At 61.5% G+C, this 10731-nt stretch carries 9 protein-coding genes and 1 pseudogene; 7 read left to right on the forward strand and 3 right to left on the reverse strand.

Going from position 1 to position 10731, the window contains the following annotated elements:
• Window positions 1–149 precede the first annotated feature (149 nt).
• The 4 genes from L0B83_RS13870 (at window position 150) to L0B83_RS13885 (ending at window position 5621) form a co-directional block, all read left to right on the forward strand.
• Window positions 150–1679 carry a pyruvate carboxylase subunit B gene (locus tag L0B83_RS13870; RefSeq protein ID WP_234759041.1) on the forward strand — a complete coding sequence of 510 codons (1530 nt, stop codon included), beginning with the start codon at window positions 150–152 and terminating at the stop codon, window positions 1677–1679.
• A 1-nt stretch (window position 1680) separates the two neighbouring features.
• Window positions 1681–2193, forward strand: coding sequence for an acetyl-CoA carboxylase biotin carboxyl carrier protein (gene accB / locus L0B83_RS13875; protein WP_234759042.1), 513 nt, complete (start codon window positions 1681–1683; stop codon window positions 2191–2193).
• Window positions 2186–3577, forward strand: coding sequence for an acetyl-CoA carboxylase biotin carboxylase subunit (accC, locus tag L0B83_RS13880; protein WP_234759043.1), 1392 nt, complete (start codon window positions 2186–2188; stop codon window positions 3575–3577). The genes accB and accC overlap by 8 nt, the downstream gene beginning before the upstream one ends.
• Before the next feature lie 736 nt (window positions 3578–4313).
• Entirely contained in the window at window positions 4314–5621 is a 1308-nt protein-coding gene (locus tag L0B83_RS13885) for an MFS transporter (RefSeq protein ID WP_234759044.1), read from the forward strand.
• Window positions 5622–5991: 370 nt separating this feature from the next.
• Here L0B83_RS13885 and L0B83_RS13890 read toward each other — a convergent pair whose 3' ends face one another.
• The 3 genes and pseudogenes from L0B83_RS13890 to L0B83_RS13895 form a co-directional block, all read right to left on the reverse strand.
• Window positions 5992–6411, reverse strand: coding sequence for a TetR-type transcription factor C-terminal domain-containing protein (locus tag L0B83_RS13890; RefSeq protein ID WP_234759045.1), 420 nt, complete (start codon window positions 6409–6411; stop codon window positions 5992–5994).
• A 12-nt stretch (window positions 6412–6423) separates the two neighbouring features.
• Window positions 6424–6672 (reverse strand): annotated as a pseudogene (locus L0B83_RS20005) (TetR/AcrR family transcriptional regulator); the annotation flags it as partial.
• A gap of 184 nt (window positions 6673–6856) precedes the next feature.
• The gene (locus L0B83_RS13895) at window positions 6857–7177 is read right to left on the reverse strand and encodes a hypothetical protein (RefSeq protein WP_234759046.1); all 321 of its coding nucleotides are present in this window, start codon (window positions 7175–7177) and stop codon (window positions 6857–6859) included.
• A gap of 284 nt (window positions 7178–7461) precedes the next feature.
• Here L0B83_RS13895 and L0B83_RS13900 point away from each other — a divergent pair, with 284 nt between their 5' ends.
• The 3 genes from L0B83_RS13900 to L0B83_RS13910 are packed head-to-tail and all read left to right on the forward strand — an operon-like array spanning window position 7462 to window position 10603.
• Window positions 7462–8232: an SDR family oxidoreductase gene (locus L0B83_RS13900; RefSeq protein ID WP_234759047.1), complete on the forward strand. Its 771-nt coding sequence runs from the start codon at window positions 7462–7464 to the stop codon at window positions 8230–8232.
• Window positions 8233–8258: 26 nt separating this feature from the next.
• Window positions 8259–9515, forward strand: a complete 1257-nt coding sequence (locus tag L0B83_RS13905) for an acyl-CoA dehydrogenase family protein (protein WP_234759048.1) — start codon at window positions 8259–8261, stop codon at window positions 9513–9515.
• Window positions 9512–10603: a phosphotransferase family protein gene (locus L0B83_RS13910; RefSeq protein WP_234759049.1), complete on the forward strand. Its 1092-nt coding sequence runs from the start codon at window positions 9512–9514 to the stop codon at window positions 10601–10603. The genes L0B83_RS13905 and L0B83_RS13910 overlap by 4 nt, the downstream gene beginning before the upstream one ends.
• The last annotated feature ends 128 nt before the right edge of the window (window positions 10604–10731 follow it).

Raw genomic sequence — 10731 nt, forward strand, 5'->3', positions numbered from 1 at the left:
TTCTCACATGACTCTTCGACTGCTGCTACGCGGGGGATCTTGTCGAGCCAGGCAACGTGATGGCTTGACGCCCTGTATGACCGCCGTTACAGTTGGCTACCGAGCGATCGCTCGGTGAAGCGATGGATGACGAACTAGGAGCTGGATGCATGTCGTCGAATAAGCCAGAAACAATCACCTCTGTGATGAGTCTCGGGGGGCGGCCGGTGAACAGTCGACGTGAGATCAAAATCATTGACACGACCTTGCGTGACGCGCATCAGAGCCTGTGGGCTACGCGGATGCGCACTGATCACATCGTTTCGATGGCGAATGATTTCGACAAGGTCGGTTTCGATCAGGTGGATCTTATGGCCCCGATCCAGTTTGATGTTGCGGTCCGCTATCTCAAGGAAGACCCTTGGGAGCGGGTGCGGCTGGCACACCAGCATGCACCCAACACCAGGTTCAGGGCGTTGATCCGCTCCAAAAACATCGCCGCGTTCGACTTCCTCGCAGACGACGTCATCGAGGCCTGGGTGGAAAACCTGTACGCCAATGGCTTCAGGGTCATCGGCTCTTTCGACGGGCTTAACGACGTCGACAACATCGCTCCGGGGCTGATCCGGGCCAAGGAGCTGGGCGCCTCCACCTTCGGGGCGGTTTCGTTCTCCGAGAGCCCGGTGCACACTGACGAGCTCTTCGTCGCCAAGGCTCTTGAGCTGATTGAGAAGGCAGACGTCGATGCCATCATGCTCAAGGACGCCGCCGGTCTCTTGACGCCGGACCGTATCCGCACCCTTGTCCCCGCCCTCAAAGAGGCTATCGGCGGGCGGACTCTCGAACTGCACAGCCACTGCCTGACCGGACTGGCACCGCTGGTCTATCTTGAAGCGGTGGAACTGGGCTGCGACGCGCTGCACACCTCAATCGCACCGATGGCCAACGGTGCCGCGCAGCCCGCAACGCAGGATATTGTGCGCGACCTGCGGGCGCTCGGATATAAAGTCGATGTCGACGACACGCTCATCGACACGATCAGCAAGGACCTGACAGCGATCGCTGAGGCGGAGGACAAGCCGGTCGGTCATCCCGTCGCGTACAGCGGCATGCACTTCATGCACCAGCTGCCCGGGGGTATGCTGTCAAACTTCCACTCGCAGCTGGCAACGGCAGGCCTTTCGCATCGCTTCGACGAGCTGCTCCATGAAGTGGCCCGGGTGCGGTCCGAACTGGCGTTTCCGATCATGATCACCCCCTTCGCCCAGTTCGTGGGCACCCAGGCAGTGATGAACGTGATCTCCGGTGAGCGTTACTCACTCGTGCCGAACGAGATCAAAAAGTACGCCCTCGGTTACTACGGCACGCTGCTGGCACCCATCGACCCGGAACTTATGGCCCGGATTATCGCCAACGGCGCGTCGAACATCGCCCTTGAACCAGCGCCGATCGCGCCGATGCTCCCCGATCTACGGGAGCGCTATCCCAACGAGAGTATCGACTCTCTGCTCCTGCGGGCCATGTTCGCGGGTACGCAGGTCGACGAGATGAAGAAGACGGTCGCAGGAGGCGGAAACGCCGATGAAATCCCCAGACCACTCTTGGACCTGATCAAGACGCTCCATCAGAAGAGCCCGACCGGCAGGCAATCGCTGACAGCAGGAAACCTTCAAATCAGCCTCAAAAAAGGAGAAAATTAAGATGTCCCTTAACCCGCCCGATATCGCAGAACTCAAGGCCATCGTGGACTGGGCGAACCTCACGCAGGACGTGCGCGAACTTTCGCTCAAGTTCGGCGACGTGGAGTTGTACATTTCCCGCGATCAGCAGCCTTCCGCCGCTCCTGCACCTGCCCCGGCCGCTCCTGCACCCGCAGCTCCGGCTGCCGCCGTTGTGGCGACTGCGCCGGCATCTCCAGGGCAGGCTGCCTCGGCGGGTGAGCCGTCATCCGCCGCGGCACTAGCCGCTGACGAGGTGTTGGTTAAGGCGCCGATGGTTGGAATCTTTTATGCCTCCCCGAAGCCCGGGGCTCCCAACTTCGTTTCCGTCGGTGACAGTGTCGTTGCCGACTCGGTGCTGTGCATCGTGGAGGTTATGAAGCTGATGAGCAACATTGAGGCGCAGGTCGAGGGCACAGTCGTGAGGATCTTGGTCGAGAATGAGCAGGCAGTCGAATTCGGACAGCCGCTGATGGTGATAAAGCGCAATGGGTGAACCGCTGAAGAGCGTGCTCATCGCCAACCGCGGCGAGATCGCGCTGCGTGTGATCAGGGCGTGCAAGGAGTTGGGTATTCGTAGCGTGCTCGCATACTCGGAAGGCGACGCGGATTCCCTGCCGGTGAAGTTGGCGGACCAAGCTGTCTGCATCGGGCCCGCGCAGGCGAAGTCGAGCTACCGGGATCCCCGGGCGGTCATCAGCGCGGCACTTGCGTACAAGGTCGACGCCATTCACCCCGGTTACGGGTTCCTGTCCGAGAACGCAGATTTTGTCGCACTCTGTGAGAAGGAACAGGTCGGATTCGTCGGCCCCTCTGCTGAGGTCATCCGCCGCATGGGAGACAAGATCGAAGCCAAGAAGATCGCCCGCCGCGCCGGAGTGCCGACGGTACCCGGTTCAATCGGCGCCATCGCTGAGTTCAGCGAAGCCCTCGCCGTCGCCAGCGAAGTCGGCTACCCTCTCCTGATCAAGGCGGCGGCCGGTGGCGGCGGCCGCGGCATGCGGGTCGTCGAGACCGCCCAGACGCTTGAAAAGGATCTGGCGGAGATCATGTCGGAAGCCGAGGTCGCGTTCGGTGACCCCTCGGTCTACATCGAGCGTTACCTCACCGACATCCGGCACATCGAGATCCAAGTCATTTCGGACGGCCACACCGTGCTGCATCTGGGCGAACGCGACTGCACAGCGCAGCGACGCAACCAAAAACTTATCGAGGAATCGCCCTCGCCTGTCCTGGATGCGGAGCTCAGGCAGGGCCTGGCCGAAGCCGCTGTCGCGCTCTGTAAAGAGGTCGGGTACAAAAACGCCGGGACCGTAGAATTCGTGTTCGACAACATCGAACGCACCTACTACTTTATCGAGATGAATACCCGCATCCAGGTCGAGCACCCCGTCTCGGAAATGGTCTCCGGCATCGACCTCATCAAACTCCAGTTACAGATCGCCGGCGGTCTGCCGATCGGCCTGACCCAGGATGACGTCGTCATCACCGGCCACGCCATCGAATGTCGCATCAACGCCGAAGACCCTGAGAACAACTTTGCCCCGGGCCCCGGGAAAATTACCACCTTCCGAGCCCCTGGCGGCTTCGGCGTCAGGATGGACACCCACATCGAAACGGGTTACACCATCCCACCCTTCTACGACTCCATGATCGGCAAACTCATCTGCTGGGGAAAGGATCGCGACGAAGCAATCGCCCGAACACTCCGCGCCCTGGATGAACTCGTCGTCGATGGCGTCACCACCACAGCACCCTTCCATAAAAAGATCCTCCAAACCCAGAAATTTGCGAGCGGGGACTTCAATACCGCATTCGTCGCCGAACTTCTGGAGAGAGAACGATCAGCAGGGGAGCCCACGCTGCAACCATCCCGATAGGGGTACCGGGTTTGCTGCGTGAAACCAGGATCAGGAATGCCCGGTTAGCCCCGGGCACGGTCAGGACCGATCGGGACCGAGTGAGGCATAACCGGGGAAGGTCACCAGGAAGTGCGGGACCTCGCAACAACCGGCGCTGACTCTGGTCAAGGCAATCTCATGCGCGCGCTTTCACGACCCACCGCTCGAGGTGACCTCCTGCCCCGGGCATCCACGTGCGCCGTCAGCACGACCAGCCGCGCGGAGCTTGAGCAGCCAGTCCTGAAGGTTGGAAATGACGATCGCCAACGTTCCGGGTGCAGGCTGTCGCGGCAGGAGCAGAGCCGGCCGTTGTTGAGCTCTGTTCCTGCAAAAGGTCAAGGTATCCGACACAACAGCCGGCCTCGGCCCCGCGCGGCCAGGTCGGCAGTCGCTGCTAGCCAGGCTCTCAACGGCTGAAATGAGGTCTTGACGCCGTATATGACCTCCGTTACAGTTGGCTACCGAGCGATCGATCGGTAAACGAATGGCCAGGTTGCTCAACTGAAAAGGCACTCTCGCTGACCCGGCTAGTAGACCGTCCTGGCTCCGAGCATCCCGAGTGGCCGATGGCTCCAAAGGGAACATGGGGTGGCCTCAACTGCCGATCTGAACAACCTTTTCCCTCTGGTCGAAGAGCGGCATGCTGCCGGCAAGGCCGGGCAGGAACTCAATGCGTAAAACAACCGACATCGCACCACCACAAAGGAATCTCCCCATGGCACCTAAACTCACCGTCGAGCAGCCACCACGGGCGGCAAGCGCAGCATCCGTCAAACGACGCTCCATGATGGCCAGCACAGTTGGCAACGTCCTGGAGTGGTACGAGTGGAGTGCCTATGCCGTCTTCACCCCATTCATTGCGAAGGCGTTGTTCAATACGGACGATCCTGTCTCTGCGTTGCTGTCAACCTTGGCGGTATTCGCCGTTGGTTTCCTCATGCGACCTCTGGGCGGCATTGTTTTCGGACGGATAGCCGACGTAAAGGGGCGCAAATTCGTTCTGATCACAACCATGCTCATGATGGCGGGCGGATCGTTGTTGATCGGCCTGATGCCCACCTACGGGCAGGTCGGCGTCGCCGCGTCGCTCTTACTTCTACTGGCCCGGGTCGCCCAGGGCTTTGCGCATGGCGGTGAGTCGGCGACTGCCAACACCTACATTGCAGAAATAGCACCCGCCCAAAGGCGTGGCCAGTGGGGCTCAATCGTGTTCGTGGCGATCTTCGGCGGATCCGTCCTTGCCTACATGCTCGGCGGAGCAGTCACGAACGTCCTCTCCGCTTCGGCAGTTGCCGAGTGGGGATGGCGTATCCCGTTCCTCTTCGGCGCAGTACTCGCTCTCTCCGCCCTGTACATGCGCCGCGGTATGGCTGAAAGCGAGGTGTTCGACGGACAGCAGGAGGACCAGGCTGTGAAGACCGCCCCGCCCCTGGACCGTAAGAAGATCATCCGGTCCATCCTGATGATGATCGGCATGACCGCAGGAATCACGGCAGCCCACTACACCTGGACATCGTACGCGTCGACATATGCGATCACCAGACAGGGCATGGACCCGCAGGGAGCCTATTGGGTTACTGTTTTCGCCCAATTGATTGCGCTCGTGTCGCTGCCCTTCTGGGGAAAGCTGTCGGACAAGATCGGAAGGCGCCCTGTCCTCATCGGATTTGCTCTCGCGATGATCATCGCTCAGATCCCGCTCATGAGTATGATCAACTCACAGCCGTGGACCCTGTTCGTGGCCTCCACGCTCGCGCTCCTTATCGTGGGCGCTTCCGGTGCCCTGCTCGCATCCGTTCTGTCCGAAGCATTTCCAACCAGAGTCCGAACACAGGGAATTGGTTTTGCTTACTCGTTGTCCGTTGCGCTCTTCGGCGGTACCGCACCCTATCTGAACGCCCTGTTCAACAGCTGGTCTTTGGGCTGGCTCTCGAATATCTACATCATGATCCTCTGCGCACTGACAGGCCTGGTCGTCTACAAACTCCGCGAGACCAGAGGCATCGATCTGAAAGACGCTTAGCAGCTCTAAGCCATGTGCCCCCGGCTTCTGCCCGGGGGCACACGAGTCCAGACCTTGACGAGCGCATGACAAACGGTTCTAAACGGCTCGACCGGCGCAATAATCCAACCGGCGGGTTCCTCCACAGGTCCCGGGATATTGGAACTGGTCCACGGCTTCACGGACTGGCGCAAGAGCAAAAGAACACACACCCCTTACCCCCGAAAAACATACGCCTGGCGTCGCGCGGGACGCTACGCCTATGAGGCCTGCCCCTGCCACTGCGGGGCTTGATCACAGGGAATTTTTAGCCTCAGCTAAAGTCGCTGAACTTTCCACGTGTGCTCCGCCGGGAGTACCTGGTGTACGTCCGATGAGTGCGACCCTTTGGTCAGAATGTGCCCGATCGCCCGACTGCCATGGTCGTGATCTCGCGGTACCGCTCGGCCAATTCCTCCGGCGTCAGTGAACCGTGTGGCTGGAACCACTGGGCGACGCCTGTGCACATGGTAATGACAGCGGTACTGGCTTCCCGGGGAAAGCGGGTGGTGAAAATCCCTGTTTCGACGCCCCGGGCGATGATTGAGTCCATGAGCCGTTGCTGACGGTCACGGGCTTCGATGTGCTCGGAGCGAGCCGTCCCGTTCAGACTCCGGATCTCGCCGTAGGCGATAAACGCCAACTCTCGCCGCCTGGCATGGAACAGAACGAGGCACTCGACAAGAAGATCAAATTGGCGCGGGACACTCGTCCCCGCCTCCGCGATGGCCAACTGGCTGCGAGTCCACAGATCCGACATAGCATGCGACATGAGAGCTACCAGCAATGCGTGTTTGGACGGGTAGTGATGGTAGAGACCCGGAACGGACAGCCCCGTGCGGGCTGCCACTTGGCGAATCGTTGTGCCGTGATAACCCTGCTCCATGAAACACGCCAGTGCACTGCTCAAAATGGGGGGAAGATCGTCCCGGGCGTAGTCACGCCACGAAGATTCCCTGATGCTTCCAGGGCGCGAAGATGTATCAGTGGCGGGGGACGCCTCGGGGTTGATGCTTGGGAACGTTCTTGTCATGACAGCTCAGTCTCGCATTGAAGGGATGACAAAATCTTAGACCTTGACATCTCATCGTGGTCTACGCACACTATACCTACCGAGCGATCGCTCGGTAGATGTAGTGTGGATAAGCGGACTTGTTTGAGGGGGAGGGGGCGGAACATGCCAGTGGTGCCTCTATCGAGCCTGGGCGGGCTACCTGCTATCCCCGCGGCCTCTCTGTACGCCCCCGACGGGGCTCGAGCTGGTACTCCAGGCCTGGCCGGACCCGGGCAAGGATCAACGCCGGAATCAGTTGGTCGTGTATTTTGAGGAACGTTCCGACGGGTTCGCCGCCGCGCTGGAGCCCGCGGCGCAGCTCGGTGACCGGACCGGAATCCGAATGCACAACATACTGCAGTATGCGATGTCGTTTCTTGCGCTGTGGAAGCTCTACGATCGCGGTCCTGCTTACTATGTACAAGGGGTGGGGTTGCGGCATTTGATCGAAGACTCCGAGAGCTACGGGAACGTTTCCGGTCATGGGCCCTGCGCTGCACCGGCCAAGACGGTGGAGGGCATTTCTGCGCACACCCTGCAACGTATGAGGCAGCGGTCGTGGCCAGCCCGAGCCCTATCGTGGCGAAACCGTGCTCGCCTACGGCCCCACCGAGACCCTGACCGAGGAAGAGATGACCGCCCTTTTTCAATCAACGCCTGGCCGCCAGCAAGTACCTGCGCATTCAGCCGTGAGGTGCGCGAACGTCATGAGCCAGATCAGCACAATCCGCTGCCGCGCGCTGCGAGAGACCCCAGGAGGGACGAGCTGTGAGCACTGACCGGGGGCTCACCGGGAAAACGGCAATCGTTACCGGAGCCAGCCGGGGCATTGGCCTGGCCATCGCCCGGGACCTTGTGACCCACGGAGTCCGGGTCTGCATCACGGCCCGCCGCCCCGAGGCACTCAAGGAAGCCGCGGCCGGCTTTCCCGAATCCCAAATCCTCGCTGTCACGGGCAAGTCAGATGACCCCGCGCACCGGCGGGAAGTCCTCGACGCCGTGGCAGAAACGTTCGGCGGTCTGGACATCCTGGTCAACAACGCCGGTATCAATCCCGTGTACGGGCCCCTCGTGGACCTCGACCTGGACGCAGCCCGAAAGGTTTTCGAGGTTAACGTCTTCGGTACATTGGCCTGGGTCCAGGATGCCGTAAAGCACCCTGGTCTCAGTTTCCGGGATCGGGGCGGAGCAGTAGTTAACCTGTCCTCCGTCACCGGAGACACCCCCTCCCCGGGGATTGGGGTCTACGGCATCAGCAAGGCCGCCGTATCCCACCTGACCCGCACCCTGGCCGTAGAGCTCGCCCCGCAAATCCGTGTCAACGCCGTTTCCCCGGCCGTCGTGAAAACGAAGTTCTCCCGGGCCCTCTACGAAGGCAAGGAGGACGAGGTCACTCGTGACTATCCGCTCGGTCGGCTGGGAACACCGGAGGACGTTGCTGCTGCTGTCACCTATCTCGTCTCACCAGACTCGGCTTGGGTAACCGGCCAGATTCTCACACTCGACGGCGGCCTGACGGTTGCCGGCGGCACAGCCTGAAACTGATTATGAAGGAATTACAGCCCATGACCACCGCACCTCCGCGCACACCACACTCCTTGGACACGGTGGAGAAACTGCGTCACCGCACCCGGACTTTCATCCGCGCGACCGTCATGCCTGCCGAACCGGCGCCAGGAGAAAGGTTAGATCAAGCCACCCGTGACCGGCTCCAACAGTCCGCCAAGGACGCAGGGGTTTTCGCCCCGCACGTCCCCACCGAGTATGGCGGCCAGGGGCTCCCGGTCCAGTGGTGGTCAGCGATCTTTCAAGAGGCCGGCTACTCACCCATCGGACCCTCCGTGCTCAACTGTATGGCCCCTGACGAGGGCAATATGCACATGCTCGAGCTCATCGCCACCCCAAAGCAGAAAAAGCGTTACCTCGCCCCCCTGGCCTCCGGTAAGGCCCGTTCCTGCTTCGGTATGACCGAACCTCACCCCGGCGCGGGTTCGGATCCTGACGCCTTACTCACCACCGCCCGCCTGGACGGAGACCGGTGGATGATCAACGGACACAAGCGCTTTACCAGTGGCGCGATCGGGGCGGATTTCTGCATCGTCATGGCCCGTACCGAAGCCACGGCGGAGTCCACGGCCGGGGCCACGATGTTCCTTGTGGATATGGACCACCCCGGGGTGCGGGTGGGGGAGCCAATCCATACCATTGACCGTGCCATCGACGGCGGACATCCGCACCTTTATTTCGAGGACTGTGCCGTCCCTGCCGAGGCGGTGCTGGGCGAGGTGGGGCAGGGTTTCCGGTACGCGCAGGTCAGGCTCGGTCCCGCGCGACTCACCCACTGCATGCGCTGGCTGGGCCTAGCGCGCCGATCCCTGGACATTGCCTTGGACCGTGCCGAACGGCGTGAGATCTTCGGGGCTCCGATGAAAAACCTGGGCCTGGCCCAGGAACTGATCGCCCAGTGCGAAATTGACATCGAGACCTCCGATGCGATCATCACCAAGACTGCGGCCCTGCTGGCGTCCGATCCGAAAGCCGGGTCGGCCATGTCTTCGATTGCCAAGGTGCACTGCTCTGAGGCGGTGTTCCGGGTCATCGACCGTTGTATCCAGATTTGCGGCGGGGATGGCGTCTCGGACGGGTTGCCGTTAGCGCAATACCTGAATGAGGTCAGGCCCTTCCGCATATACGATGGCGCCAACGAGACACACAAGTGGGCCATCGCCCGCCGCGCCTCCTCTCGGCGCCGCAAAGCGGTGGAAGCGGGCGAGCCCTATCAGGGCGACGCCGTGCTCCGGATTCAGGCAGAAACCCGATGAGCATACAGACATGGATGAAACCTGACGGCCTGGAGGTCGTCACCACCCTCGAGGAAGCGCGCGCCTTAGCGAGCCCGCCGTTGCTGGTGCTGGAACCGGTGACGGCATTCTTCGACAAGCATGGTCTCGGTACCGGTCCGCTGAGGTGGGAACGGATCGGGAACGGACAGTCGAACATCACATATCGCATCCGCCGCGGCCAAGATACCTTTGTCCTCCGACGTGGACCGCGACCGCCGCTACCGCGCTCCACCCATAACATGATTCGTGAAGCCCGAATCCAGCAGCTGCTGCGTGCGGAAGGAATCCCGGTCCCGAAGATCCTGGCCGTCTGCGAGGACGAGTCGCTGCTCGGGGTACCCTTCTATGTCATGTCCTACGTGGACGGCGTCGTTATCACTGACCGGGTGCCCCCGGCATTGGGATCCCTCGAGCAGCGGGACGCCACCAGCCGCGCCCTTGTGGATGCGCTCACCCAGCTTCATCGGGTAGACGCTACCCAAGGGGACATCGCCTCTCTGGGTCGGGCCGACGGATACCTAAAGCGGCAGGTCCAACGGTTTTCGGGCCTGTGGGACACAAACACCACCCGCCACCTGCCCCAGATCGAAAAACTGACGGACTGGCTGGAACGGAACTGCCCCATGACGCAGGCCGTCACCGTAGTCCACGGCGACTACCGCATGGGGAACCTGATGTTCGCCGACCACGGGCCCGCCTGCGTCGTAGGGATCCTCGACTGGGAGATGGCCACCCTGGGTGACCCCCTGGCTGACCTCGGTTACCTGACGGCCACCTACGGTGACCACAACAGCACCCCGACCATCATGGAACTAACCCCGGTCACCAGCCAGCCCGGATACTGGACCCGCGCACAGATCGTGGACCGCTACGGGCACCAGAGCGGACTCGACCTCGGGGCACTGCCCTGGTACCAAACACTGGCCCTGTGGAAATCCGCGATCTTCTGCGAGGCCATCTACACACGATGGCTCAACGGCGAACGCCCCGATGACGACGTCTTCGGCCCGTCCCTACAGGACGGCGTTCCCTTGCTTCTCGAGCAGGCCGCTCAGCAAATGCGCTAGCCGTAGCGATAGCACCTGCAGGCAGAGACCCCGCATCCCTCACAAGGCCCTACCAAACACACTGAAGAGTTACTGTTGCAGGCCGGACTGGCTGTGACAGGTTTATATGGCCCCGGCAGGACGGTTAT

This window comes from Arthrobacter alkaliphilus, assembly GCF_021483235.1.
Taxonomy (GTDB): domain Bacteria; phylum Actinomycetota; class Actinomycetes; order Actinomycetales; family Micrococcaceae; genus Arthrobacter; species Arthrobacter alkaliphilus.

Coding starts and splice junctions, on each gene's coding strand:
- L0B83_RS13870 (WP_234759041.1), top strand. CDS start 150: ATGTCGTCGAATAAGCCAGAAACAATCACCTCTGTGATGAGTCTCGGG.
- accC (WP_234759043.1), top strand. CDS start 2,186: ATGGGTGAACCGCTGAAGAGCGTGCTCATCGCCAACCGCGGCGAGATC.
- L0B83_RS13905 (WP_234759048.1), top strand. CDS start 8,259: ATGACCACCGCACCTCCGCGCACACCACACTCCTTGGACACGGTGGAG.
- L0B83_RS13885 (WP_234759044.1), top strand. CDS start 4,314: ATGGCACCTAAACTCACCGTCGAGCAGCCACCACGGGCGGCAAGCGCA.
- accB (WP_234759042.1), top strand. CDS start 1,681: ATGTCCCTTAACCCGCCCGATATCGCAGAACTCAAGGCCATCGTGGAC.
- L0B83_RS13895 (WP_234759046.1), bottom strand. CDS start 7,177: ATGACCGGAAACGTTCCCGTAGCTCTCGGAGTCTTCGATCAAATGCCG.
- L0B83_RS13910 (WP_234759049.1), top strand. CDS start 9,512: ATGAGCATACAGACATGGATGAAACCTGACGGCCTGGAGGTCGTCACC.
- L0B83_RS13890 (WP_234759045.1), bottom strand. CDS start 6,411: ATGTCGCATGCTATGTCGGATCTGTGGACTCGCAGCCAGTTGGCCATC.